At 70.4% G+C, this 24,856-nt stretch carries 29 protein-coding genes, 1 pseudogene and 2 riboswitches; of the genes and pseudogenes, 16 read left to right on the forward strand and 14 right to left on the reverse strand.

Translation table 11 applies throughout. From position 1 onward, the window contains the following. The first annotated feature begins 2 nt into the window (after window positions 1–2). From OG552_RS34375 to OG552_RS34390, 4 genes are all read left to right on the forward strand, one after another. On the forward strand, window positions 3–455 hold the full coding sequence (locus tag OG552_RS34375; RefSeq protein ID WP_329131269.1) for a hypothetical protein: 453 nt from the start codon (window positions 3–5) through the stop codon (window positions 453–455). A 61-nt stretch (window positions 456–516) separates the two neighbouring features. Further along, window positions 517–882: a hypothetical protein gene (locus OG552_RS34380; RefSeq protein ID WP_329131267.1), complete on the forward strand. Its 366-nt coding sequence runs from the start codon at window positions 517–519 to the stop codon at window positions 880–882. Between the two features lie 36 nt (window positions 883–918). Then, window positions 919–1,206, forward strand: a complete 288-nt coding sequence (locus OG552_RS34385; RefSeq protein WP_329131265.1) for a hypothetical protein — start codon at window positions 919–921, stop codon at window positions 1,204–1,206. Between the two features lie 90 nt (window positions 1,207–1,296). Continuing rightward, window positions 1,297–1,581 (forward strand): tyrosine-type recombinase/integrase, encoded by a 285-nt coding sequence (locus OG552_RS34390; RefSeq protein ID WP_329139760.1) that lies wholly within the window; start codon window positions 1,297–1,299, stop codon window positions 1,579–1,581. Window positions 1,582–1,658: 77 nt separating this feature from the next. Here OG552_RS34390 and OG552_RS34395 read toward each other — a convergent pair whose 3' ends face one another. Both OG552_RS34395 and OG552_RS34400 read right to left on the reverse strand, forming a co-directional pair. Next, window positions 1,659–2,093, reverse strand: coding sequence for a DUF6228 family protein (locus tag OG552_RS34395; protein WP_329139762.1), 435 nt, complete (start codon window positions 2,091–2,093; stop codon window positions 1,659–1,661). Beyond that, a complete protein-coding gene (locus tag OG552_RS34400; protein WP_329139764.1) occupies window positions 2,090–2,350 on the reverse strand; it encodes a hypothetical protein in 261 nt (86 codons plus the stop codon). Before OG552_RS34400 ends, OG552_RS34395 begins: the two co-directional genes overlap by 4 nt. On the opposite strand from OG552_RS34400, the pseudogene OG552_RS34405 reads away from it, so the two are divergent. Further along, window positions 2,294–2,548, forward strand: a pseudogene (locus OG552_RS34405) (ATP-binding protein); the annotation flags it as partial. The gene OG552_RS34400 and the pseudogene OG552_RS34405 overlap by 57 nt on opposite strands. Window positions 2,549–2,594: 46 nt before the next feature. Here OG552_RS34405 and OG552_RS34410 read toward each other — a convergent pair. Then, entirely contained in the window at window positions 2,595–2,972 is a 378-nt protein-coding gene (locus tag OG552_RS34410; RefSeq protein ID WP_329139766.1) for a hypothetical protein, read from the reverse strand. Between the two features lie 407 nt (window positions 2,973–3,379). On the opposite strand from OG552_RS34410, the gene OG552_RS34415 reads away from it, so the two are divergent. Continuing rightward, window positions 3,380–3,613 carry a DUF4265 domain-containing protein gene (locus tag OG552_RS34415; RefSeq protein ID WP_329139768.1) on the forward strand — a complete coding sequence of 78 codons (234 nt, stop codon included), beginning with the start codon at window positions 3,380–3,382 and terminating at the stop codon, window positions 3,611–3,613. Window positions 3,614–3,658: 45 nt separating this feature from the next. Here OG552_RS34415 and OG552_RS34420 read toward each other — a convergent pair whose 3' ends face one another. Further along, on the reverse strand, window positions 3,659–4,540 hold the full coding sequence (locus OG552_RS34420) for a barstar family protein (protein WP_329139770.1): 882 nt from the start codon (window positions 4,538–4,540) through the stop codon (window positions 3,659–3,661). Window positions 4,541–5,756: 1,216 nt separating this feature from the next. Between OG552_RS34420 and OG552_RS34425 the strand changes: the two genes are divergently transcribed. Next, complete coding sequence (locus tag OG552_RS34425) at window positions 5,757–6,176, forward strand: hypothetical protein (RefSeq protein WP_329139772.1); 420 nt, start codon at window positions 5,757–5,759, stop codon at window positions 6,174–6,176. 249 nt (window positions 6,177–6,425) lie between these two features. On the opposite strand, the gene OG552_RS34430 is transcribed toward OG552_RS34425, so the two are convergent. The 8 genes from OG552_RS34430 to OG552_RS34465 all read right to left on the reverse strand — a co-directional run bounded on the left by OG552_RS34430 (window position 6,426) and on the right by OG552_RS34465 (window position 13,743). Next, window positions 6,426–7,352 carry an NADP-dependent oxidoreductase gene (locus OG552_RS34430; protein WP_329139774.1) on the reverse strand — a complete coding sequence of 309 codons (927 nt, stop codon included), beginning with the start codon at window positions 7,350–7,352 and terminating at the stop codon, window positions 6,426–6,428. Window positions 7,353–7,410: 58 nt separating this feature from the next. Next, a complete protein-coding gene (locus tag OG552_RS34435; RefSeq protein WP_329139776.1) occupies window positions 7,411–7,902 on the reverse strand; it encodes a flavin reductase family protein in 492 nt (163 codons plus the stop codon). Then, the gene (locus OG552_RS34440) at window positions 7,899–8,411 is read right to left on the reverse strand and encodes an NADPH-dependent FMN reductase (protein ID WP_329139778.1); all 513 of its coding nucleotides are present in this window, start codon (window positions 8,409–8,411) and stop codon (window positions 7,899–7,901) included. Before OG552_RS34440 ends, OG552_RS34435 begins: the two co-directional genes overlap by 4 nt. A 59-nt stretch (window positions 8,412–8,470) precedes the next feature. Continuing rightward, window positions 8,471–9,604, reverse strand: coding sequence for an LLM class flavin-dependent oxidoreductase (locus tag OG552_RS34445; protein ID WP_329139781.1), 1,134 nt, complete (start codon window positions 9,602–9,604; stop codon window positions 8,471–8,473). Window positions 9,605–9,606: 2 nt separating this feature from the next. Beyond that, the gene (locus tag OG552_RS34450; RefSeq protein ID WP_329139783.1) at window positions 9,607–10,737 is read right to left on the reverse strand and encodes an LLM class flavin-dependent oxidoreductase; all 1,131 of its coding nucleotides are present in this window, start codon (window positions 10,735–10,737) and stop codon (window positions 9,607–9,609) included. Then, window positions 10,734–12,113, reverse strand: a complete 1,380-nt coding sequence (locus OG552_RS34455; protein WP_329139786.1) for an NtaA/DmoA family FMN-dependent monooxygenase — start codon at window positions 12,111–12,113, stop codon at window positions 10,734–10,736. Before OG552_RS34455 ends, OG552_RS34450 begins: the two co-directional genes overlap by 4 nt. Window positions 12,114–12,145: 32 nt before the next feature. Next, window positions 12,146–13,375: an LLM class flavin-dependent oxidoreductase gene (locus tag OG552_RS34460; RefSeq protein ID WP_329139788.1), complete on the reverse strand. Its 1,230-nt coding sequence runs from the start codon at window positions 13,373–13,375 to the stop codon at window positions 12,146–12,148. 272 nt (window positions 13,376–13,647) lie between these two features. Then, window positions 13,648–13,743 (reverse strand): putative leader peptide, encoded by a 96-nt coding sequence (locus OG552_RS34465; protein WP_329139790.1) that lies wholly within the window; start codon window positions 13,741–13,743, stop codon window positions 13,648–13,650. 5 nt (window positions 13,744–13,748) lie between these two features. Further along, a riboswitch (SAM riboswitch) is annotated at window positions 13,749–13,862 on the reverse strand. Between the two features lie 179 nt (window positions 13,863–14,041). Further along, window positions 14,042–14,152, forward strand: a riboswitch (SAM riboswitch). Window positions 14,153–14,183: 31 nt separating this feature from the next. Between OG552_RS34465 and OG552_RS34470 the strand changes: the two genes are divergently transcribed. The 9 genes from OG552_RS34470 (at window position 14,184) to OG552_RS34510 (ending at window position 22,664) form a co-directional block, all read left to right on the forward strand. After that, window positions 14,184–14,318: a putative leader peptide gene (locus OG552_RS34470; protein WP_329139793.1), complete on the forward strand. Its 135-nt coding sequence runs from the start codon at window positions 14,184–14,186 to the stop codon at window positions 14,316–14,318. A gap of 134 nt (window positions 14,319–14,452) precedes the next feature. After that, window positions 14,453–15,490, forward strand: coding sequence for an amino acid ABC transporter permease (locus OG552_RS34475; protein WP_329139795.1), 1,038 nt, complete (start codon window positions 14,453–14,455; stop codon window positions 15,488–15,490). Beyond that, window positions 15,487–16,263 (forward strand): amino acid ABC transporter ATP-binding protein, encoded by a 777-nt coding sequence (locus tag OG552_RS34480; RefSeq protein WP_329139797.1) that lies wholly within the window; start codon window positions 15,487–15,489, stop codon window positions 16,261–16,263. Before OG552_RS34475 ends, OG552_RS34480 begins: the two co-directional genes overlap by 4 nt. A 158-nt stretch (window positions 16,264–16,421) precedes the next feature. Continuing rightward, window positions 16,422–17,420, forward strand: a complete 999-nt coding sequence (locus OG552_RS34485; protein WP_329139799.1) for an ABC transporter substrate-binding protein — start codon at window positions 16,422–16,424, stop codon at window positions 17,418–17,420. Between the two features lie 17 nt (window positions 17,421–17,437). Then, window positions 17,438–18,439: an amino acid ABC transporter permease gene (locus OG552_RS34490; protein WP_329139801.1), complete on the forward strand. Its 1,002-nt coding sequence runs from the start codon at window positions 17,438–17,440 to the stop codon at window positions 18,437–18,439. Beyond that, complete coding sequence (locus OG552_RS34495; protein WP_329139803.1) at window positions 18,436–19,224, forward strand: amino acid ABC transporter ATP-binding protein; 789 nt, start codon at window positions 18,436–18,438, stop codon at window positions 19,222–19,224. The genes OG552_RS34490 and OG552_RS34495 overlap by 4 nt, the downstream gene beginning before the upstream one ends. Before the next feature lie 97 nt (window positions 19,225–19,321). Then, window positions 19,322–20,359, forward strand: a complete 1,038-nt coding sequence (locus OG552_RS34500) for a transporter substrate-binding domain-containing protein (protein WP_329139806.1) — start codon at window positions 19,322–19,324, stop codon at window positions 20,357–20,359. A gap of 80 nt (window positions 20,360–20,439) precedes the next feature. After that, window positions 20,440–21,558: an FAD-dependent oxidoreductase gene (locus OG552_RS34505; protein WP_329141351.1), complete on the forward strand. Its 1,119-nt coding sequence runs from the start codon at window positions 20,440–20,442 to the stop codon at window positions 21,556–21,558. Next, window positions 21,555–22,664, forward strand: coding sequence for an LLM class flavin-dependent oxidoreductase (locus OG552_RS34510; RefSeq protein ID WP_329139808.1), 1,110 nt, complete (start codon window positions 21,555–21,557; stop codon window positions 22,662–22,664). The genes OG552_RS34505 and OG552_RS34510 overlap by 4 nt, the downstream gene beginning before the upstream one ends. A 24-nt stretch (window positions 22,665–22,688) precedes the next feature. On the opposite strand, the gene OG552_RS34515 is transcribed toward OG552_RS34510, so the two are convergent. Together OG552_RS34515 and OG552_RS34520 are read right to left on the reverse strand one after the other, a co-directional pair. Next, a complete protein-coding gene (locus tag OG552_RS34515) occupies window positions 22,689–24,290 on the reverse strand; it encodes a phytoene desaturase family protein (RefSeq protein ID WP_329139810.1) in 1,602 nt (533 codons plus the stop codon). 83 nt (window positions 24,291–24,373) lie between these two features. After that, entirely contained in the window at window positions 24,374–24,826 is a 453-nt protein-coding gene (locus OG552_RS34520) for an SRPBCC family protein (protein ID WP_329139812.1), read from the reverse strand. Between the last annotated feature and the right edge of the window lie 30 nt (window positions 24,827–24,856).

The following is a 24,856-nucleotide window of genomic DNA, read 5'->3' on the forward strand; positions in this document are numbered from 1 at the left end:
CCATGGGCGTTCTCTACGGCTACTTCGCCGCCGCTGATGACGACGACGCTGTTCGAGCCGTCGTCCGAGACGACGGTGAGCCCAGCGGGACCGGCTATGACCAACTGGTGATCAAGGGCATCGATCCAGTGGCGGAGCTGACCCCCGCCGAGGCCCTCATGACAGGACGATCCGCCGCCGATGTCCAGTCCGACCCCCGACACGGCAGCCTCATCGGGATGCTGGGGGACGGCGAACTGGTGGTCGTGTCGCTGACGGACGCCTTCCGGGACGCGCTCGCGACCTGCGAAGCCACGTCCTCGCGCTCAATCGCCTCCAGCTGGTCGAGCACCGAGGGCGTCTTCTACTACCCGGCTGATCCAGAGAATCTCGCCAGCTTCCTGGAACAGCTGTCCGAACTCGCCGGCCGAGCGGTCGCCCGAAATGCCCGTCTCTACTGCTGGATCTGTCCCTGACCCCGTCGCCGCCCCAACAGGTCCGCGAGACCGCGACCCCGATCCGCGAGAGAACGGACTCATGACCAGTCTGATCGAAATGAGCGAACGCGAGTACTTCTCCAACGTCGGCAAGCGGCCCGGGATGTTCGTCGGCCGACCTTCCTTCCACGCGCTGACCGCGTTCCTCACCGGATACGACCAGAACGCGGCCCGGCACCGGTCTCCAGGGCTGACGGGATGGCGCGAGTGGCTTGTTGCCCGGCGAGGACAGGGCTGCAACCACGCATGGCCCGGTCAGGTCCTGCACATCGCCCTTCCCGACGGCTGGGACAACCCCTGGGACCTGCCGCCCGAGGACGAAGCCAGCGCGATCGAGGTTCTCTTCCAACTACTCGACGAGTTCCTTGCGGAGCGCGAGAACAACGAAGAAACCCAGGTCACCTGAGCATCGAAGCAGCAGTATCCAGGAGGGATCGATCCCATGTTCGACGACGTTCACGGCCTCACCCCTGACCGAGCCGCCCGCCTCACCTCTCTGGTCGAGCAGAGCCTTCCACTGTTCGGACAGGAGCGCGGAATGGAGGCCGTCCAACGCTTTCTGCACAGTCAGGGGGCCAGCGTCATCGACTCCATCGTCGTCACCCGCGAACTGCTCGGCGCAGGCCAAGGATCCCTCGGGACGGCGAAGGAGATCGTACTCACGAGTGCAGCCCGGACCACCGAGCTGAGGGAACATCAGCGACTCGTCCAGGGCATCGAGGAAGCGTGATCAGCACGGTCCAGGGGCGCCACCCACAAGTGTGGCCTGCCTCACATCTGGGTGGCCGCAATGCAACACGGCCCGGGAGAAACGCGGCGAATGCCGCCTCCGAGTCCCGCCAGCTCAAAAGCAACACGGGCTGATCCGCACACGGCCTCTGCGGACACAAGGCACAGTTGCGCGATGTCGCTGCTGCAGGCCGGCGTCGACACCACGGTCATCGCACTCTGGCTCGGCCACGCCGGAGTCCGCTCCACCGACGCCTACGTCCATGCCGACATGACCATCAAGGAGAAGGCGCTCGCGCTGACCGCACCGGTAGCGGCCCGGCCGGGCCGCTACCGGCCCACCGACAAGGTTCTGGCCTTCCTCGATCGCCTGTGACTATGCCGAGACCCTCTCAAAGGGCTTGCCGCTGAACCTGCCGAGAGGTGACGTTCTCGGCTCAGCGCGCTGACGACCTACTCCTGGCCCAGGAATTCGCGCACGTCAGCGGCCAGGGTCGTCATTCCTTCACCGGCTTCGACCACGTTCGTGACGGTGCACTTCCAGTCCTCGGGGAAGAAGCCTGACCTCAAGGTCCAGCTCAGATACACGTGACCACCCGAGCCAAAGGTCGCTGTCACGACCAGATGGTTGTTGACCCAGACCCGCTCGCCCTCCCAACCGCGGAAGTCGCGCGCAAGGTTGTCGAAGAACTCGTCCAGATTGTCCCAGACGGTCACAGTCACGGCTTCGAGCCGTGCGCGGACACCGTCGGCAACAGCCTCCACGGCGAAGGAGGCCTCATACTCGTCAGCCCGCGACAAGTCGAACAACCGGACACGGGGCGCGAGTGCCCCCCGCCCACCGACGACAAGCTCGACCTGCTCCGGACCCACCTCGATCAGACTCACCCGCCGAAGGATACGCACACCGGCAAGTCGACGGCATCACCATTCTGGGGCGCCCGAGCCGCTGCTACTTCTTGACGAAATTCCAGGCTGCCACCACCATCTGGTGCTGCCAGCACCCAGCGACCATCGCTCTTCGTCTTCACGCCAGTCGGCATGGTCGCGGTCTCGGCATAGATCCAGCTCTGCGGATATCGGCATAGATCGACGAATTCGGATATCTCGATCTGGACAAACCCGGCGCGAAACTGCTGTTCCACGTGTTCACCGAACGCGAAGAACGACGCGCGATCGCCATCGCCTCGAACGCACCCTTCTCGGAGCGGAAGCAGACCTTCACCGATCCACGGCTCTGCGCGGCAATCGTGGACCGTGTCACGTTCAACGCGCACATCGTCGAGACCGGCACCGACTCGTTCCGACTGGCTCAGACGAAGGAAAGGCGCCGACGGGCCTGAGACCGTTCCGGGGCGGAGCACTGCGTAACAAGGACCGCCCCGGGCATCAGCACTGCTGGAGAATCTCGGCCTTGCACCGGTCGTATTCGGCAACGGCGACGGGCACCTGGTCGAAGAAGTCCTCCCAGAACCCGGGGCGCTGCCACTCCCGCGGAGCCAGACTCAAGGCTCCCTCATCCAGCGAAGCAACCCAGCAAGCAGGCACCCGGTCGCTGACGACAGCGAACATGGACGCGTCCCAGAGTCCTGAGCTGTCGAAGGCCCCGGGCGGGCTGTCGACCGGATCCGGGATACGAAGCAGCACCCGGTCCACTGCGGTCAGCACTTCCAGAACGGGATACTCAGCTCCGATACGCATGGCCGGGTGGTCGCTGACCACCGCACGGGTCGCGGGACTGATGATCCGGACACAGCGAACGATCACCCGCGCAGGCTACAGGCCGCCTGAGGGAGGCCCGTTCGGCGGGCGGCACTCAGGCCGACAACCACTTCAGCAGCCGCCGGCCTCAGCTCCCTGGGCCCGCCCGTTTTCCGCCGGCCGATGCCGTCCTCGTCGTCCACCGCGGATCGGAGAATCCAGCGGTCCCGGATCGAACACGGGTCGAGATCCGCGGCGTTGTCAACGCGCCTGTCGGGGGCTCGTCGGCCGTCGGACCCGATGTGCTTCACGCTACCTCTCCGACCCCTCCCCACGGCCAGGGAACCGACTCGTTCCGGGTGGGGCCAAAACAACTTCTCGGAGCCAGGTTGACAGTCCCACGCCGTCCTCCGCGACCCGCTCATGGAGCCAACTTCAGTGTCGGAGTGGAGCCAATTGAAGTTGTCGCAAACATGCTGAAGGACGGCGGCTCAGCCGCCGCCCGGCAGAGCGTGCTGGAGAGCTTCCATGGCCTCGGTACGACCGGTGAGGGCATCGAGCGGTACCGGATGGTGGCTCTGGATGTCCCGCCGGAGGCGGATCTGCTGCGGATCCGCAAGCTCTTGGAACACGGTGAGGCCGAGGAATGGTGGCATTGGGAGGAAGGGTGTGTCACTGCCGCCCGGCATTCCATCGCCTCGGGATGAGGGCCCGGCAGCGGTTACGTGTGCTCCCGGGGAACTGCCGTGTTCTCACCGACGTTTGGCGTCGGGCCATTCGTCGTTGTTCCACATGACGGGCATGGCGCCGACTGGTGCGAAGCGGATGTTCGGGTCATTGCTGTGGATCAGGCAGAAGAAGCGGCGCTGGAGCGCTGCTGCGCGTCGGGCTTGGCCGGCGATGATGTCCAGAACGGCCTGGGCCGCCTTCGGGCAGGCGGTGGCGAAGCGGTCGTAGTCGGTGATGGACAGGACGAGCCCAGTACCTTCTGGTGAGTCGTCGTACGGGCCGTAGCAGGCCACGTCGCCAAGACAGTCGTTGAGGGCGTCCAGGTTGTGGCCGTAGTAGCCGGGGAACCCCAGCGCAGCGGCAACATCCCGGTGCATGTCCTGTTCGGAGGCCCACTCACGCGCGGCGAGACGCATGACGCGGAAGCCACGGTCTTCCAGTCGCAGGACGGCCTCCGTGAGCAGTTGCGGGCGCCAGAAGAGGGTGACGAAGGTGTTGCTCATGTACTCGATGCCGGGATGCTGTTCCGTCGTTGCATCCGGTGGCGGCTCAGGCGTTGAGCCGTGCCGGAAGCCGTCCAGCAGTCGGAAGAACTCGTCGACCGGCGTGGAACCGGTCGGCGTCTGTCGCTCGATCTCTGCGGCCCAACCGAGAGAGCCGGATATCCCGTGGTGCTCACGAAGCCAGTGGGTGAAGTCCCCGTCGGGCCAGAACGCGAAGGTCTCGTCTATGGAGTGCACGCCCAGCGCGACTCGGTAGCCGATGAGGATGGACTGCAGGTGCTGGAGTGAGCCGTCGGGCAACCACATACCGGGTCGCAGACGGACCTGCTCCAGGAAGCCGTAGACGTCGGTGCACTCCTGCCAGTGCTTGACGCTGTTCTGGGGTCTGTCCTCTGCCTGCACGAGATGAGCTTAGGGCGCGGACGGGAGTTGTCGTGGGGCGAAGTGGTGCGGGCGCAAGGCAGGCGGGTGTGGTCGTTGGGGGCATGAGCGGTCACCCACCCGCCAGCAGTTCGCCCCGCGGTTCGGCCGAGACCTCAGCCTCGGCTGATGGCGATGCCTCGGGTGCTTCTGCTGCGTCCGGGACCCAGTTGGAATGGGAGGCGGCACGCGAGCCGTTCTCCCGCCGCGTCTATCGGGCCTTTCGATCGGCTGACCACCGCCCTGGACCCGCGGCGCTGCGACCGGCGACGCCGGCTGCCTGCCGAAGAGGCCGAGATCGTGGCCGACGCCTGGGAGGACACGGACGCCGAGCACAAACGGCGCCGGGAGCTGCTGCAGGAGATCAGTGACCGTCTGGTCCTGGTCATCGTCCGCCTCGCTCACCGACCGGGCCTGCTCAAGGGCTGGCGGGGCGATATCGGCGCCGACACCACGCCGTTTCCCACCTGGCACCGTCCGCCCCGTGAACGGCGGGGCTTGGCCTCCGTCGAGCTCACCGCGGGCTGGCACTACTGCGGGGGCTCCGAGGAAGGAATCTTCGGGCACTCCGCAAGCCTTCTGGTCGCCGGCAGCCGACGACACCCCGCAGGTCGCATCCAGGCCGGTGAACGTGTCAGCCGCCATCCGCAACGCGCCCTCGGTCTCGTCCTGGATACCCCGGGCAAGCGCATCGGCCCGAATGCCGTCCACTCCCTGGCCCGGCTCGCCCCGTTCGGTTTCCCGACGGGACTGCTGGCGGCCGACCGCACCTACACCGACCAGACCACCGAGAACTTCGCACAGCCGGTCCGCACCATGGGCTGCCAGTTGGTTCTCGACTACAAACAGCAGTACCGCGGCGGCCAGGGCACCCACCAGGGCGCCCTCCTCGTCGACGGGTCCCTCGCCTGCCCCGCCATGCCGCACGTGCTGATTCATGCCACCACCGGGCTCACCGACAAAGCCGTACGCGCCATCGATGAGAACGGCGAACTCCGCGAGCGGATCGCTGCCCGGGAGCCGTACTTCCTCAAGCTCAAAGAGTCCGCGGACGAGCGGGGCGCGATCAGGCTCCCACCGCGTCCCCGCACCGCAACCGGCCGTCGTCGGCCTCACCAACAAGCGAGCCACCGCCGCACACACCGCGGCCAAGCCCACCGTTCTCATCCCCCAAGGCGAACGACTGCGGCCCTTGCCCATGAACGGGCTGCCGCGGATCTGCCAGAAGCCGACGGTCACCGTTCGGCCAGGTGGCCTCGGCGAACTCGACAAATTCCGCCAGGACCGCCATTACCTCCACCCCACCTGGCAGGACGTCTACCGGCCCGAGCGGGCGAACATCGAAGGTCCCAACGGCAGAGCCAAGAGCCACAGCATCGACACCTCCGACCCCCCCAAACGACTCGCTCACGGACGGGTCGCGCAGAGCATCCTGCTCGCGCTGATGATCTGCAGCATCAACCTGCACGTCCTGTTCACCTGGCAACAGACCACCGGCACCGAGCGAGCCGTCACCACCACCTCCGAAGCCGGCGCACCCACTGGTCCCGCACTCTCGCCTCCCGCCGCGACCGGGATTCCTCCGCCCGCACGATCGCAGATCCGCACCGCCACCTGAGAGCTCAGCACCACAAACCGCGATCACGCACGCCCGGCGAAGGCCTCGGAACACCTTCCGCACCCGAACCACCCCGGAACCACAGGCTGACGACCACTGGACAGACGTCACGACGCCTGCCACGTTCGGACAGCACATCGAACAGACACCAGAAACGCCAAGATCCCGCCCGATCAACAGATCGGACGGGATCTCGTCAACCACTCACCAGATAACTCGTGAACGGTCGAGGAAAAGAGGCCGCAGGGGTCAGGGGGTGGTGGGGAGTTCGATGACGATCTTGCCGCGGGCGTGCCCCGCTTCCACCGCGCGGAGCGCGTCACCCGCGCGGTCGAGAGGGAACGTCTGGGTCACGAAGGGGTCGAGGACACCGTCCGTGACCAAGCCGGCCACCGCCTCCAGCACCGCACTCGTCCGCTCCCGGGCCACCGGGAACCCGCCGAGCTTGGCGACGGTCTCCCGGTCGCCGCCGCTGATCAGCTTGGTGCGGTCCGTGAGGAGTTCCGCCGCCTCCTCCAGCGCCGGGCCGCCGACCAGGTCGTACACCGCGTCGATCCCCTGCGGTGCCGCCGCGCGGATCCGGTCGGCCACACCAGGGCCTGAGGCGACATGCACCGCACCGAGCGAGGTGACGAACGCTTCCTTGGCCGCGCTCGCCGTACCCACCACCTTGAGGCCGCGGGCGATCGCGATCTGTACGGCGGCGACACCGACGCCGCCTCCCGCACCGGTGACCAGGAGCGTCGCGCCGGGGGGCAGATCGAGCTGGACCACCCCGTCGTAGGCGGTGGCCGCCGCGATCGGCAGGGTCGCCGCGTCCGCCCAGGACAGCGCCTCCGGCTTGTGCGCCGCCAGTGCCACCGGCAGGAGCGTGTACTCGGCGTACCCGCCGCCGACCGGGTTGCCGAACACCGCGTCGCCGACCGCGAACCCCTCGACGTCCGCGCCCAGTTGCTCCACCACACCCGCGATCTCGCCGCCGAAGACGGCGGGCAGCTCGGGCGCGGGTGCGCCCAGCGGGCGGTAGCCGGTGCGGCGCTTCCAGTCGACCGGGTTCACCCCGGCGGCCCGCACGGCCACCAGCAGCTGGCCGGGACCGGGCACCGGGCGCGGAAGGTCGGCGAAGGACTCGACCTCCGGTCCGCCGAAGCCGGAGAAGATGTACGCCTTGGGCATCTCGTTTCCTTACCTGGGATCAAGGGGGACCGGGGCCGGCGGGCCCCGGCCGTACAGGTCACGCCGCTTCGAGGCGGCGGAACCCGCTGGCGTGGAAGACCAGCGGCGGCACGGCGGGGTCGGCGTCCAGCTCATGGACCCGGAGCAGCACGATGTCGTGGTCGCCGGCCCTGATGACCTGGTCGACGCTGCAGTCCAGCCAGGCGCTCGCGTCCTCGACCAGGACCGCGCCGTCGTCGGTGGCGTGCCAGTCGAGTCCGGCGAACCGGTCGCCGTCGCGCGCGGCCAGCTGCCGGCAGGCCCGCTCCTGGTGCGCGCCCAGGATGCTGACGCCCAGCCGGCCCGCGCCGCGCAGCGCGGGCCAGGTGGTCGAGCTGTGCGCGACGCACACCGAGACCAGCGGCGGGTCCAGCGACACCGAGGTGAAGGAGCTGGCGGCGATCCCGACCGGGGCGCCGTCCACCAGTGCGGCGACCGCGGTCACCCCGGTGGGGAAGGCGCCGAAGACGCGGCGGAGTTCGGTCGTGTGCAGTGCCTCGTCCACGCTCATGAGGTGACCTGGACCGATGCGGCGTTCACACTCGCCGCGACCTGGGAACGTGCCGACGTCAGCCACTTCTCCAACTCCTCGGAGGCGGTGTACTCCGAGTCCAGCAGGAACAGGCCCCGGGTGGGAACGGTGGCGCCCAGCTCCACCAGAACGGGCTTGAGCAGCAGATCCGCGGCCAGCGAGTGCCGCCAGTGCGCGCCGAGCAGCAGCGGGACCGCGGTCACGCCGGTCAGCGCGCCGGAACCGAGGCCGTCGAGGAAGAGCTTCAGCAGGCCGGTGTAGGACGCCTTGTACGTGGGGCTGGCGACGACCAGCAGACTCGCCTCCTGGACCGCCGCGACGGCCGAGGCCACCCGCGGGTCCCCGGGGTCGAACAGCGCGGCACCGAGGTCGGCGAGTTCCACGGTCCGGTCGGGCTTCTGCCCGGTCAGTGCCTCGGCCACCAGCTGGGCCGCGTCATGGGTACGGGATCGGGGCCGGGGGTTGCCGACGAGGACGACGACGCTCACGGCTATCTCCTTGTCTGCTCACAGATCGGTACGGATACGGAGGCGGGGGCGCGCGACGGTCATGCCCGCCGTGACCACTCCTCGGCCAGGAGCCGGTAGGAGGCGACCCGGTCGGCGTGGTCGTGGGTGATGGTGGTGACGATCAGTTCGTCGGCGCCGGTGGCGTCCCGGAGTGTCTCCAGCTGGTCGGCGACCTGCTGCGGCGTCCCGGTGAACTGGGTCTCGACCCGGTCCTCGACCAGGGCCCGGTCCTCCTCGGTCCAGACGTGGGCACGGGCTTCGTCCGGGGTCGGGAACTGGATCGCGCCCTCGCCGCTGCGGATGCTGCGCACCCACAGGCCGTATCCGGTGGCCAGTTCGCGGGCGGTGCCCTCGTCCTCGGCCACGACGACGTCCGCGGACACGCTGACGTAGGGGCGGTCCAGGGCGGCGGACGGGGTGAACGCGGCACGGTAGCCCTCCGCGGCCTCGATCACGGTGGCCGGGCTGACGTGGTAGTTGGCCGCGAAGCGCAGGCCGTTCGCGCCGGCCACCTCGGCGCTGACACCGCCGCTGCTGCCCAGGATCCAGACCTGGAGGTCCGCGCCCTCGCCCGGTACGACATGCGCCTCAATGCCTTCAGCGGTGGCGTAGGTACCCGCGATCAGCGCGAGGATGTCGTCGATCTGCTCCGCGTACTCCTGCGACTCGGCATTCGGCTGCTGGAGCAGCTTCTTGTGCAGGGCGAAGCGCGGGGAGCGCAGCAGGTGCGCGAAGCTGAAGCGGGCCGGTATCCGCAGCCCGTTGGGGGTGTATCCGTCGACCACGGTGCTGCCGCCGACCAGTGCGGGCTGCCGGGTCTCGGCGGGCGGCTTGCCGCCCGAGCGGCCGAGGCCGAGGTCGAAGCGGCCCGGGTGCAGCGCGTCGAGCAGCCCGAACTCCTCGACGGTGGAGAGCGCGGTGCGGTGCCCGAGCTGCACCGCGCCGGAGCCCAGCCGGATGGTGGAGGTCGCCGCGGCGGTCAGCGCGAGGACCACTGCGGGGGAGGTGCCGGCCACCCCGGGGTTGAGATGGTGCTCGGCGAACCAGTAGCGGCTGTACCCGAAGCGCTCGGTCTGCCGGGCGAGGTCGATGCTGTTGCGCAGGGCCTGCGGGGCGGAAGAACCGGAGCTGATCGGCACCAGGTCGAGGACCGCCAGGGGGGTGTTGGCCATGGTCATGCTCCTTGCGGTGCGGCGGTGGCGCGGTCGGCCGCCGAAGAGCCGGCGGGTTCCTTGACCGGGGTGTTGTCGGGGGCGACCGGCCCCCATGGCCACGGCGGGTCGGGGATGGCGCTGCGCAGTACCGGCGCGATGGCGGACTGGAAGAGTTCCAGCGACGCGCGGTGCTGGGCGTCGGTCAGCCCGCCGGGCTCGGCGTGCAGATGGAGCACGCTGTGCCCGAACCGCTCGTGGTAGCGGTGGACCTTGTCGACGATCTGCTCCGGGCTGCCGATCAGCGCGGAGCTGCGCTCGACGAAGTCCTCCAGGGTGGGGAACACCGGCTCGGCACCGAGCCGCCGCTGGAAGCCGAGGTAGCCCTCGAAGACCGGCCGGTAGTCGGCCAGGGCCTGCTGGGAGGTGGGTGCGGCGTAGAAGCCGGCCGAGCCCGCGCCGACCGCGGCGAGCGCCGGGTCGTGGCCGTAGTGCTCCCAGCGCTCCCGGTAGTAGCGGATGAGTTCCGCGTAGGGCTCGATGGGGTTGGTGACGTTCGCCGAGAAGAGCGGGTCGCCGTAGCGGGCGGCGAGGTCCACCGACTCGCGGCTGGTGGCGCTTCCGTGCCAGACCCGGATCGGGCGCTGGTAGGGCCGGGGCCAGACCTCGGCGTCGTGCAGGACGGGCCGGAACTTCGGCGAGGCGGTGACCTTGTCGTTGCGCCAGATCTCACGGAAGAGCTGGTAGGACTCGGCGTTGCGGTCCCACTGGTCCTCGGGGGTGACCTGGAACAGCTCGCGCTGCGCGGCGCCGTTGCCCTTGCCGATGATCAGTTCCAGCCGGCCGCCGGAGAGATGATCGAGGGTGGCGTAGTCCTCGTAGGCGCGGACCGGGTCGAGCAGGCTGAGCGTGGTGACCGCGGTGAAGAGCCGGATCCGCCGGGTCAGCGCGGCGATGTGGCTGAGCACCACCGTGGGGGAGGAGGAGATGAAGGGGCGTTCGTGCCGCTCGCCGACGCCGAATCCGTCGAAGCCCAGCTCCTCGGCGAGCAGCGCGCTGTCGAGCACCTGCCGGAAGCGTTCGTGGGTCGACGGCTGGGCGCCGGTGACCGGGTCGGGGGCGTGCACGATCAGGGTGATGTTGATGAACTTCATGACGCCGCCCTCCGCGTCCGCGCGGCGGCCTCGTCGGGGTGGCGCAGGCCCAGGTGGTCCCGGAGCGTGGTGCCCTCGTACTCGGTACGGAAGACGCCGCGCTCCTGGAGCAGCGGGACCACGGTGTCGGCGAAGTCGTCGATACCGCCCGGCGTCAGGTGCGGGGCGAGGATGAAGCCGTCGCTGGCATCGGTCTGCACGAACTCGTTGAGCGCCTCGGCGACCGTGGCCGGGGTGCCGATGAAGGACTGGCGGCCGGTCACCTCGATGATCACCTCGCGGGTGGTGAGGTTCTTCGCCTCGGCGAGCGCCCGCCACTGGGCGGCGACGGCCAGCGGGTCACGGTGCATCCGGACGCTGGCCCGGCCCCGGGCGATGGTGTTCTCGCCGACCAGCGGGTCGACCTCGGGCAGCGGGCCGTCCGGGTCGTGGTCGCTGAGATCGCGGTTCCACAGCTGCTCCAGGAACTTGATCGCGGTCTGGCCGCTGACCTGCTGCCGGCGGATCAGCAGCGCCTTCTCCTGGGCTTCGGCGTCGGTGTCGCCGAGTACGAAGGTCACCCCGGGCAGGATCTTCAGCTCGTCACGGGAGCGGCCGTACTTGGCCAGCCGGCCCTTGACGTCGGCGTAGAACTCCCGGCCGGCCTCCAGCGTGCCGTGCCGGGTGAAGATCGCGTCCGCGGCGGACGCGGCGAACTCGCGGCCCTCCTCGGAGTCGCCGGCCTGGAAGATCACCGGCCGTCCCTGCGGGCTGCGCGGGACGTTGAAGCGCCCGCGGATGTCGAACTGGGTCACCCGGTGGTCGAACCGGCCCGCGTCCGGGTCGCCAAGGAAGACACCGGACTCCTTGTCCGCGACGATCTCGTCGCCCTTCCAGGAGTCGAAGAGCACCTTGGTCGCGTCCAGGAACTGCCGGGCCCGCTCGTAGCGGTCGCCCTGGGCGAGGAAGCCGCCGCGCCGGAAGTTCTGCCCGGTGAACTCGTCCCAGGAGGTGACGACGTTCCAGGCGGCGCGGCCGGCCGACAGGTGGTCGAGGGAGGCGAACTGGCGGGCCACCTCGTAGGGCTCGTTGAAGGTGGAGTTGATGGTCCCGGCGAGTCCGAGGCGTTCGGTGACGGCGGCGAGCGCGGTCAGCACGGTGAAGGTGTCGGGGCGGCCGACCACGTCCAGGTCGTAGATCTCGCCGCCCTGTTCCCGCAGCCGCAGGCCCTCGGCGAGGAAGAGGAAGTCGAACTTGGCGCGCTCTGCGGTCTTCGCCAGGTGGACGAAGGAGCTGAAGTCGATCTGGCTGCCGGCCGCCGGGTCGCTCCACACGGTGGTGTTGTTGACACCGGGGAAGTGCGCGGCGAGGTGGATCTGCTTGACGGGCTTGCTCATGCGACGGGCTTCCTTAAGGTCTCTGCGGGCGCTCAGACGGCGGAGGTGGTCGGGGCGGAAGCGGTGGCGTAACGATTCGCCGGGCGGGGGAGTCCCAGCAGGCCGCGCAGGGTGGCGGCCTCGTACGCGGTACGGAACAGGCCGCGCCGCCGCAGTTCGGGCACCAGGTGGCGGGTGATCTGCTCCAGGTCGTGCGGGACGGCGGCCGGCCGCAGCCGGAAACCGGTGATCCCGGCCGCCTGCCACTGCTCCAGCAGGTCCGCGAGGCCGGCCGGGGTGCCGGCGAAGACCAGGGCGTCGCTGGTGTACGCCGCGCCCGCCCGCTCGTCCAGCCGCGCGCCGCGGGCGGCGGCCGCCTCGTCGGTGTCGTCCAGCAGGACCACCAGGTCGGCGAAGACGTGCACCGTCTCCCCGGCGCGGCCCGCCTCGTCCTGGCCGGCCCGGATCTCGGCGATGATCGCCCGGGCGTCCTCGGCGTCGCGCGGGGTGATGAAACCGACATCGGTGGAGCGGGCGACCAGGCGGAAGGGAATGCTCTGGTGCGCCAGCGCCGCGACGATCGGCTGGCCCTGCGGCGGGCGCGGGGTGATCGACGGGCCCTTGACGCTGAACCGCGGTCCCTCGAAGTCGATGTAGTGCAGCTTCTTCCGGTCGATGAAGCGGCCGGTCGCGACGTCGCGGATCTCGGCGTCGTCCTCCCAGCTGTCCCAGAGCCGCCGCACCACCTCGACGTAATCGGCGGCCTCGTCGAAGGTCTCGGTGAGCAGCGCCTGGACCTCGGGGGTGTTGAAGTCCTCGAACCGGAACGGCGGGAAGCTGCGCCGTCCGAAGAGTTCCGCCTCGTAAGGGCGGGCCGAGACCTGCACCCGCAGCCCGGCCCGGCCGCCGCTGACGTAGTCGAGCGTGGCGATCGCCTTGGAGAGGTGGAAAGGCTCGGTGTGAGTGACCACAGCCGTCGGGATCAGACCGATGTGGCTGGTCAGCGGGGCGATCCGGGCGGCGATCTGCACCGCGTCCAGCCGGCCGCGGACCTGGTCGGTGCGCTGGTCGAGCTCGGTGTAGTCGGCGGACTGGAGACCGAGCGAGTCCTCGATCGTGACGAAGTCCAGCAGGCCGCGCTCGGCCTCGGCGACCAGGCCGGCCCAGTACGCCGCCGTGAACAGGTCTTGGGGCCGGGCGTCGGTTTCGCGCCAGGCGGCGGGGTGCCACCCGGCGCCGTCAAGGGCGACGGCGAGGTGGAGGGCGGGGTGCGGCTGAGGCATGGGAGGTCGCTTCCTGCTCGGGTGGAGGGCGCTCCACCGTGCTGCGGACATGCCGGACGGAACCCGCGCCGGGCGGTCGGCCCGGGGCGGCGTCGGCGGGGGGAAGAGGGGAGGAGAAGACGGGGGCTCGGGAGGAGCCGGGCGAAGAGCGGAAGGGGCGCGGTCGCGGGACGGCGTGCCGCGACGCAGCGGGGCACCGGTCCGCGCGATGCGCGGGGCTCAGCGGATCCGCGTGGCCGGCGACAGCCGGTGCCGCGGGAACGGCGGAGCGGTCAGATGTCCGTACAGAGGGCGCTGGAGATGCGCTGCAGGTCGATGTGCCGACGCGAGTAGGTACTGATGGCTCGACGCACTACAGTCCCCTCCACCTTCGATCGCGCGCTTGCGTAAACCGGGCTCGGCTCCGCCGGGTCGTCACCTGGAGCACCCCGCCGCGTCGGAGGGTTGCTGGTCAGCCAGCCAGGGCTTGTTGCTGACGCTCATAACCTGCTCACACGGTAACTCCGGACCGGCGTCGAACACAATGGCTGGTCGACGGGCTGTGGATCACACAGTGACCGCTTTCCCGCCCCCGGGGCCGGCCCACCGCTCCGGACCGGCCGGGCTGACGGACCGTCGAATACTGAGGCATTGCCCAAAGCCGACCCAGCGGTTACGGTATGCCCTGGTTATGAGCGTCAGCTTTGAGCCCTGGCTGGCTGACCGGCAACCCTCGTCCGCGGTGGGGTGCTCCAGGTGACGACCCGGCGGGACGGTCACGTTCCGTAAGCGCGAGGCCCCATGGGCCGGAGGATGCGAGGTGATCCGCATGCAGATACGACGCACCGACAACAGCGGTACGCCGCTTCCGCGCGGGTTCGCTCAGCTCATGGTGGCCCGCCGCCACGTCGACCTGCTCCGGGTGAGCAGCGCACTGTGTCCGAGGACGTCCCCGGTCTGTTGACCGCACTCGCGCTCCGAGCGAGCGCTGAGATGTCCGTACGCCTGCCGTCGCCCGGCCACGCCCGCACTCCGCACACCGCCCGCCGCTGACCCACGGCGCGGTGCTGCGCCCCATGGGACGGAAAGCACACCACCATGAGCAGCTCTGACACCTCCGCGCGCAAATCCGCCGCGCCGGAACCACCGCCCCCGACCGCCGCGCAGCCACCGCCGCCTGCCGCCGCCTCCACGGCCCCCGCCGACCGCCCCACCGACGAGCAACTGCTCGCCGCGAAGCTGGTCCCGCTGCGCCACCCCGGCCAGTGGGTCTCGGCCCTCGTCCTGCTGGTGCTCTTCGCGATGCTGGTCAACACGGTGCTGACCAACAACCGGTTCCAGTGGGGCACCGTCGGCGACTACTTCCTCAACGGATCGATCGTGCACGGGCTGGAGCTGACGCTCTGGCTCACCGCCGCGGTGATGGCCACCGGCTATCTGCTCGGGATCGGCGTCGCCGCGATGCGGCTGTCGCACAACCCGATCCTCAGCTCGCTCAGCTTCGCCTTCGTCTGGCTGATACGTTCCGTCCCGCCCCTGGTGCAGCTGCTCTTCTGGTACGAACTCGCCTCGCTCTACCCGCAGTTGTCGCTCGGCATCCCGTTCGGCAGCGAATTCGTCACGGTGCGGACGGCCCATCTGTTCAGCGGCATCCTCGCCGCGTACGTGGGACTCAGCCTGGATGTCGCGGCCTTCTCCTCGGAGATCGTCCGCGGCGGCATCCTGTCCGTCGACCACGGCCAGACCGAGGCCGCCCAGGCGCTCGGCCTCGGGAACGCGCGGATCTTCCGCAGGATCGTGCTGCCGCAGGCGATGCCGGCCATCGTGCCGGCCTCGGGCAACCTGCTGATCGGGATGCTCAAGGCGACCTCGATCGTGAGCGTCATCGCGGTGCAGGACCTGCTCTACTCCTCGCAGTTGATCTACAACCAGAACTACCTGATCATCCCGCTGCTCCTGGTGGCGACGCTCTGGTACATCATCCTCACCACGCTGCTCTCGATCGGGCAGTTCTTCGTCGAGCGCTACTACGCCCGCGGCAGCAACCGCGGTGGCAGGAGGAGCTTCCGGGAGCTCTTCCGGGGCAATGTGCCGCTGCTCGGCAGGACCGGCAACGAACTGGCGGGCATCTCATGACGACCGTGGCCACCGACCCCCTGGTACGGATCAGGGGACTGCGCAAGAGCTTCGGCACACATCTGGTCCTGGACGGTGTCGACCTGGATGTGCGCCAGGGCGAAGTCACCGTGCTGCTCGGGCCTTCGGGCTCCGGCAAGTCCACCCTGCTGCGCAGCATCAACCACCTGGAGCGTCCCGACGGCGGATTCGTCGAGGTGGGCGGCGAGATCATCGGCTACCGGCACCAGGACGGCCGGCTGCATGAACTGGGACACCGGTCGATCACCCGGCAGCGCGCCCGGGTCGGCATGGTCTTCCAGCAGTTCAACCTCTTCCCGCACCTCACCGTGGTGGAGAACATCGTCGAGGCCCCGATCGCCGTGCACGGGGTGCCGAAGAAGCAGGCCGCGGCCAAGGCCCGCGAACTGCTGGAGCGCGTCGGTCTCGGCGGCCGGGAAGGGTCCTATCCCCGACAGCTCTCCGGCGGCCAGCAGCAACGCGTCGCCATCGCCAGGGCACTGGCGATGGAGCCGGAACTGCTGCTGTTCGACGAGCCGACCAGCGCTCTCGACCCGGAACTGGTCGGCGAAGTCCTCGCGGTCATCAAGGATCTCGCCGACAGCGGGATGACCATGATCGTCGTCACCCATGAGATCGGCTTCGCCCGTGAGGTCGCGGACACCGTGGTCTTCCTGGACGGAGGCCGGATCATCGAATCCGGCGCACCGGCCGACGTCCTGGAACGTCCGCACCACGAGCGGGCCCGCGCCTTCCTCGCCGCGGTCCTGTGACCACCCGGCTCCCTTCACCTCCCCGGTAGACCGCCCGTACCTTCTGTCCCGTATCCACCACTTTTTCCCCTTTCAACGGCGGCTCTCCGCCGCTTCCCTACCACCCCCTTGCCCGCCGACCCCCGTACCACCCTTGTCACCCCTGGAAAGGAACCACCGTGACGACCGACGGACGCCCCGCCCGCCACGTCTCCCGAACGGCCCTCACCGCGACCGGCGCCGCTGCCGTCCTCGCCCTGCTCACCGCCTGCGGCTCCAGCTCCGGTTCGGCCGATACCGCGCCGGCGGGCGGAGCTCCGAGCGCGAAGTCCCCGTCCGCGGCGGCGTCCACGGCGCTGCCGACCGAGGACGTCGTCTCCGGGATCCAGGCCGACCCGGCCCTGAAGGCCGAACTGCCGAAGGCGATCCAGACCCGCGGCAGCCTGATCCTGGGCACCTCACGGGTGGTCGGCACCTCCGGCCTGCCGCACGGCGGCCAGGACCCGAGCGGCAAGACCGTCGGCCTCGACATCGACCTGCGCGACGCGATCGGCAAGGTGCTCGGCGTCACCTGGGACGTGCAGTACGGCACCTTCCCCACCGTCATCCCCGGCGTGCAGAACGGGAAGTACGACGTCGGACAGGACAACTTCGGTGCCACCAAGACCCGCGAGGAGGTCGTCGACTTCGCGACCTACCTCAATGACGGCCAGTCCTTCCTCGGCCCCAAGGACCTGCCGGCCGACTCGGTGACCAGCCTCACCGACCTGTGCGGCTACAACGTCGCCACCAGCCCGGGCTCGACCTTCCAGCAGATCCTCACCGACGGCGCGGGCAAGTGCGCCGCGGCCGGCAAGAAGCCCTACAAGGTCCAGTACTTCGCGGACACCGCGCCGATCATCCTCGGTCTGCAGAACGGCAAGGTGGACATCTACTTCGGCCCGACGCTGGGTCTGAAGTACGACGCCACGCACGTGCCGAACACCAAGTACCTCGGCGAGATCAGCACCACCCCGGTCGGCTTCGTCACCGCGAAGAACTCGCCGATCGCCAAGGCCATCAGCGACGCCGTCAACAAGCTCATCGCCACCGGTGACTACGCCAGGATCTTCACCAAGTGGGGTGTGCCCGGCACCGGCGTCAGCAGCTCGGTCGTCAACCCGCCCACCACCTTCTGAGCCGGGAGGAGACCGCGATGACCGAGCCCCCTCCCACGGTCCCGACCAAGGAGAGACCACCGCACGACGCCGTACCCGGCTCCGGCGACCAGCAGCCGCGCTCCCTGTCGGCGCAGCGGGTGATCCCGCTGCGCCACCCGGGGCGCTGGATCGTCACCGCCGTGGTGCTGGTCCTCGCCGCCCAGTTCATCCACGGGCTGGCAAGCAACCCCTTCTACCAGTGGGACCGGTTCGGGTACTGGTTCTTCCGGCCGGTCATCATGCGCGGCCTGCTGGTCACCTTGAAAGTCACCGCACTCAGCGCGGTGTTCGGTCTGCTCGGCGGGATCCTGCTGGCGCTGGCCCGGCTCTCGAAGAGCCCGATCCTGCGGGCGGTCAGCTGGGTGTACATCTGGCTCTTCCGGTCGGTGCCGCTGATCGTGGTGCTGCTGATCCTGTACAACTTCAGCGCGCTGTACCGGACGTTGAGTCTCGGCGTGCCCTTCGGCCCCGGCTTCGTCCACTTCGGCGAGGCGTCGTTGGCCACCGAACTGGTCATCGCCACCGTCGGGCTGAGCCTCAGCGAGGCCGCGTACGGGGCCGAGGTGGTACGGGCCGGGATCCTCTCCGTCGACCAGGGCCAGCACGAGGCCGCCGCCGCACTGGGACTGCCCAAGGGCTATCAGTTCCGCCGGATCGTCCTGCCGCAGGCACTGCGCGCCATCGTCCCGTCCTATGTCAACCAGCTGATCGGGCTGATCAAGGGCACCTCGCTGGTCTTCTACGTGTCCCTGCTCGACCTCTTCGGCGAGGTGCAGAGCATGGGAAGCACCTACCCGGGAGACGTGGTGCCGCTGCTGATGGTGGCGACCGTCTGGTACGTGATCCTCACCAGCGTCGTGTCGATCGCACAGTTCTACGTGGAGCGCTACTACTCGCGCGGCGCACTGCGCACGGTCCCGCCCACCCCGCTGCAGAAACTGCGCGGCGGACTGCGCCGGCTGCGCGAGCGCGCCGACCTCGGAACGGTGAACGGATGAGCACTCCCCCTCTCGCCCCCGCCGCCGCTGCCGCGGTTCAGGTCCACGGCGCCCACAAGTGGTACGGCTCCCACCGAGTGCTCAACGGGGTGGACCTGACCGTCCAGCCCGGACAGGTCGCGGTGATCCTCGGCCCGTCCGGCTCCGGGAAGTCCACCCTGCTGCGGGCGATCAACCACCTGGAGAAGCTCGACATCGGTCACGTCAGCGTCAATGGCGAACTCATCGGCGTACGCCGGCACGGCGACCGGCTCAAGGAGCTGAGCGAGCGGGCGATCCTCGCCCAGCGCAGCGGAATCGGCTTCGTCTTCCAGAGCTTCAACCTCTTCCCGCACCTGACCGCCGTCGACAACGTGGCCGCCGCACCGGTGGCGACCGGCCGCGCGACCAAGGAGAAGGCCCGGGCGCTGGCGCTCGAACTGCTCGACCGGGTGGGCCTGGCCGGCAAGGCCGACGCCTACCCGCGCCAGCTCTCCGGCGGCCAGCAGCAGCGGGTGGCGATCGCCCGGGCACTGGCCCAGCGGCCGGGCGTGATCCTCTTCGACGAGCCGACCTCGGCACTGGACCCGGAACTCGTCGGCGAGGTGCTCTCCGCCATCAAGGACCTGGCCAGCAGCGGGACCACGCTCATCGTGGTCACCCATGAGATCGGCTTCGCCCGCGAGGTCGCCGACCTGGTCGTCTTCCTCGACGGCGGAGAGATCCTCGAACAGGGCACCCCGGCCGAGGTGCTGGACAACCCCCGGCACCAGCGCACCCGGGAGTTCCTCAGCAAGGTCCTGTGACCCTCCCGGTCCCCCCGGCCCTCCCGATCCCCTTCGGCGTCCCCCGTACCCCCGTCCCCCTTCTGAGCACCACCCGAACCGAGTCCCCAGGAGAAGCATGTCCAGCGCAGGTTCCAGACGTATCCGTGTCATCACCGCCGGCTTCGCCCTGCTCACTCTGGCCGGCGGCCTGACCGCCTGCGGGAGCGACAGCACCGACGACGCCGGCAGCGGCAAGGGCACCGCCCCCGCCGCCGCGGGCAGCACCACGGTCACCGTCGGCGCGCTGTCGAACGGCGCGGCGACCCCGGTGGACCTCACCGTCCCCGAAGTGGCCGCGATCCGGGCCGAGTTGCCCCCCGCGGTCGTCAAGGAAGGCACCCTCACCATCGGACTCGGCCTGCTTCCCTCCGGCTCCCCGCCGCTGGGCTTCGTCGGATCCGACCAGAAGACCCTCACCGGCTCCGAACCCGACCTCGGCCGGCTGGTCGCGGCGGTCTTCGGCCTCAAGCCGGTGCTCAACAACGCCACCTGGGACAACCTCTTCGTCGGCATCGACAGCGGCAAGAACCAGCTCGGTTTCTCCAACATCACCGACACCGAACAGCGCAAGACCAAGTACGACTTCGCCTGCTACCGGCAGGACAACCTCGGCTTCGAGGTCAGCAAGAGCAGTACCTGGAACTTCGACGGCACCGCCGCGAGCCTCGCCGGGAAGACCGTGGCGGTGGGGGCGGGCACCAACCAGGAGAAGATCCTGCAGGCGTGGCAGGCCACGCTCAAGGGTGAGGGCAAGAAGCTCACCATCAAGTACTTCCCCGACAACAACTCGACCTACCTGGCGCTCAACTCCGGGAAGATCGACGCCTACTTCACCCCCAACCCGGCGGTCGCGTACCACGTCCGGCTGACCGAGAAGACCCCCAACGCGACCCGGAGCGGCGGCAAGTACTCCGGCGCCGGCGCCACCTTGCAGGGTCTGATCTGCGCCACCACCAAGAAGGACGACGGACTGGTCAAGCCCACCGCCGACGCCATCAACTACCTGATCAAGAACGGCGACTACGCCAAACTGCTGGCCGCCTGGAACCTCAGCGACGAGGCGGTGGCCACCTCCCAGGTGAACCCGCCCGGCCTGCCGCTGGACAACGCGTAACCGCAGCGGACCATGGTCCTGGCGGACCGTACACCCGCAGAACAGAAGAGGGCGGTACAACCGTGGCACATGTCGTAGTAGTGGGTGGCGGAGTCATGGGCTCCGCCACCGCCTGGCAGCTCGCATCCCGCGGTTACGCGGTCACCTTGCTGGAGCGTTCCTCCGCGGGACACACCGAGGGGAGTTCGCACGGCACGTCGCGGATCTTCCGCCTCGCCTATCCCGACCCCTTCTATGTCTCCCTCGCCGCCAGGGCGCTGCCGCTGTGGCGGCAGGCGGAGCAGGAGTCGGGCCGCGCGGTGCTCACCCTCACCGGCGCGGTCGACCACGGCCCGGTGGCCGCGATCGAGGCGCTGCACGCCCAACTGGAGCGCGCCGGACACGTCAGCGGTGTGCTGAGCCCGGACCAGGCCGGCGAACGCTGGCCCGGTCTGCGGTTCGACACCAGCGTGCTGTTCCACGCCGCCGCGGGGCGGGTGCACGCCGATCACGCGGTCCTCGCCTTCCAGGAGGCCGCCGCCGCGAAAGGTGCGGTGATCCGGCACCGGGTACGGGTCGCGAAACTCCTCAGGACCGGTGCCGACCGGGTCGAGGTGGTCACCACCGGAGACGAGGTGCTGACCGCGGACGCGGCCGTCGTGGCGGTCGGCGGCTGGGCCCCGGGACTGGCCGCCGCCACCGTCGCCGGACTGCCGCCGCTGCGGGTCACCCAGGAACAGCCGCTCCACTTCCCGGCCGCCGACGCGACTGACTGGCCCAGCTTCATCCACCACGGCGGCGCGGGGCTGACCGCCCGTTCCGGGCGCTACGGGCTCGCCGCCGAGGCGGGCGTGTACGGCCTGGGCAGCGTCGACGGCGTCAAGGTGGGCTTCCACGGGGTGGGACCGGTCGTCGACCCCGACCACCGGGACCGCACCACCGACCTGGCCGCGCAAGCCCAGGTGCAGGAGTACGCCGAGCACTGGCTCCCCGGCGCCGACGCCTCCGCACCCGTCGCCACCACCTGCCTGTACACGATCACCCCCGACCACGACTTCGTGGTCGACCGCGACGGCCCGGTCACCGTCCTGGCGGGCTTCTCCGGACACGGCTTCAAGTTCGCGCCGGCCATCGGCGAACTCGCCGCCGACCTGGTGGCCGGCCGCGCCGGCGCCCGGCGGTTCGCGCTGGGCCGGACGTTCGGAGGTGCCGCCCGATGACCGCCGGCGCCCGCCCGCCCACGGCCTTCCACTGGTTCCTGCCGACCGGCGGCGACGGCCGCCGGCTGGGCGGCTCCGTGCACGGCGTCGGCATCGGCGCGACCGGGGGAGACGCGGGCCGGATCGCCGGCGAACGCCCCGCCACCCTCGCGTACCTCTCCCAGCTCGCCGAGGCCGCGGACGACCTCGGCTACGAAGGCGTGCTGACCCCCACCGGCGCGCACTGCGAGGACGCCTGGATCGTCACCGCCGCGCTCATCGCCCGCACCAGGCGGCTGAAGTTCATGGTCGCGTTCCGTCCCGGCCTGGTCGAACCCGCCCTCGCCGCGCAGACCGCGGCCACCTTCCAACGCCTCTCGCAGGGAAGGCTGCTGCTCAACGTGGTGGCCGGCGGCAGCGACACCGAACAGCGCGGCTACGGCGACCGGCTGGGCCACGACGAGCGGTACGCCCGGGCCGAGGAGTTCCTCGACGTGGTGCGGGCCGCCTGGACCGGCGAATCCTTCGACCACAAGGGCGAGCACTACCACCTGGAGGGCGCGCTGCTGCGCCGTCCGCCGGAGCCGCCGCCGCGGATCTACTTCGGCGGCTCCTCCGGCCCGGCGATCACCCTCGCCGCCCGGCACGCCGACACCTACCTCACCTGGGGCGAGCCCGCCCCGCTGGTCGCCGAGAAGATCGCCCGGGTACGGGAGCGGGCCGCCGCGCAGGGCCGCACACCCCGGTTCGGGCTGCGCGTCCACGTCCTGTCCCGGGACACCTCCGCCCAGGCGTGGCAGGCCGCCGACGCACTGATCGCGGGGCTGGACGACGGCGAGATCGCGGCCGGCCAGCAGCGGCTGCGCGCCCTGGACTCCGAGGGCCAGCGCCGGATGCTGGCCCTGCACGGCGGATCGCGGGACAAGCTGCTCGTCGCGCCCAACCTCTGGGCCGGCATCGGCCTGGTCCGCGGCGGCGCGGGTACCGCCCTGGTCGGCAGCCACCAGGAGGTCGCCGAACGCGTCGACGAGTACCGCGCGGCGGGTATCGACGAGTTCGTGCTGTCCGGCTACCCGCACCTGGAGGAGGCGTACACCTTCGCGGAGTGCGTCCGCCCGCTGCTCTGACCCCTGCCGGCGGGCCCGGGGCGGTCAGCGGCCGAGGGCGCGCTGCACGGAGCTGATCACCCGACGGGCGGCGGGCCCGCACAGTGCGGCACGGGCGGCGTTGGCACCGGGCGCGCCGTGTACGCCGCCGCCCGGATGGGCGCTGGAGGAGGCGAGGTACAGGCCCCGGACGGGGGTCTCTGGCCGGCCCGCGCCCGGCGTGGGCCGGAAGACCAGCTGCTGGTGCAGAGCGGTGGTGCCGCCGTTGATCGCCCCGCCGTGCAGATTGGCGTCGAGGGACTGCAGCGTCGGCGGGGCCAGGATGCGCCGCCCGCGGATGAGCTCGCGGAAGCCCGGCGCGTACCGCTCGACCCGCGCCTCGACCCGGTCCGCCATGGCCTCCTGTTCGCGGCGGTCCCAGGTTCCGGTGAGGCCGTCGTCGCCGGCGTCGCCCTTGGTGTGCCGCGGCACGTGCGTGTACGCCCACGCCGACTCGGTGCCTCGGGGGGAGCGGTCGGCATCCGCGGTGGTCATCTGCCCGAAGAGCGCGAACGGCCGGTCCGGTACGTGCTCGGTGGCGATCTGCGCCGCGAACCGGGTGAGATCGTCCACGCTGTCCGCCAGGTGCACGGTGCCCGCCGTCGCGGCCTCCCCCGCGGTCCACGGCACCGGTCCGTCCAGCGCCCAGTCGATCTTGAAGGTGGAGAAGTCCCACTGGAAGGTCCGGTGCAGTTCCTTCAGGAGCCGCGCCGGCAGGTGCTCGGCCGCCACCAGCCGGGTGAAGAGCGCGGGCGCGGAGACATCGGCGAGGACGGCCCGCCTGGCCCGTACCGCGTCGCCCGTCGCGGTGCGGACACCCAGCGCCCGGCCGCCGCGTACCACCACCTCCGTCACCCGCTCGCCGCACCGCACGACACCGCCGCGCCGCTCCAGCCGCCGCACCAGTGCGCCGGTGAGAGCCGAGGCCCCGCCGACCGGGACCGGGAAACCGTGCGTCTGGCCCAGCATGCTCATCAGCCAGCCGAAGCCGCCGCTGATCGCCGACTCCGGCGACAGGTCGGCGTGCAGCGCGTTACCGGCAAGCAGCAGCCGGCCGCCCTCCCCGCGGAAGTACTCCTCGCCCATGCGGCGTACCGGCAGCAGCATGGTGCGGGCCAGCCGCAGACCGCCCGCCGCCCGCACCCTGGCCGCCAGCCGCACCCCGGCGCGGACCGGGGGAAAGGGCGCGAACAGACAGCCCAGCAGGTCCTCGCCGACCTCGTCCCACAGTCCGCACAGTTCCCGCCAGGCCGCGCCGTCACCGCGCGCGAAGGTCTCCAGGCCCGCCGCCGTCCTCGCCACGTCCTGATCCAGCACGGCGCAGCGGCCGTCGGGCAGCGGGTGCGCCAGGACCCGCGGGGCCCGGCTCCAGCGCAGACCCTCGGCCTCCAGCCGCAGAGCGCTCAGCGCGGGGGACGCCGCCGCGAGCGGATAGAAGGAGCTGAACAGGTCGCTGACGAACTCCGGGTGGACCCCGCGGTCACTGCGCACCGCGCCGCCCGGCTCCGCCTGCTCCTCCAGCACCTCGACGCTCCACCCGGCGTCGGCCAGGACGTTCGCGGCGACCAGACCGTTCGGCCCCGCTCCGATGACCACGGCGTCCGCCATGCACTGCTCCTGTTCCGCTGGGGCCGGGCCGGGCCGGGCACGGGCACCGGCCCGGGGGAGGGGGTGGGGGATCGGGGACCGGCCTAGCCGGGGGTCCGTGCGGTGGACCGCTCCACCACCTCGGCCAGGCGGTTGAGCATGCTCCGGTGCCTGACCTGCAGGAACGCATCGATCGCGGCGTTGTGCAGCGACCCGGCGGCGCCGCGCAGCGGGTGTTCGTCGAGGATGGCGATGCTGTCCTTTGTCCCCCATGGACGCACCTCGACGGCGATCCTGGCGGTGCCGAGCGGACCGCTGTCCGCCTCCAGTTCCAGGATGTGCGGGGCCAGCGCACGGCGGACGACGGTGCGTCCGGTGCCGGTCCACGGCCCGAGCACCACCTTGTAGGTGAGGTCGGACCCCACGTCGGGCCAGTCCCCGCGGCCGGGCTCGGAGTCCGCGACCCCGACCACCCAGTTGTTGTACTGGTCCCGGTCGGCGAGCACCTCCCACACCTGCTCGGGGGACCGCTCGATCAACTGATGCCGTACCGCCATCGGTCCTCCAGTCGCAGATAGGGACGAATC

The organism is Streptomyces sp. NBC_01476 (assembly GCF_036227265.1).
GTDB lineage: Bacteria > Actinomycetota > Actinomycetes > Streptomycetales > Streptomycetaceae > Actinacidiphila.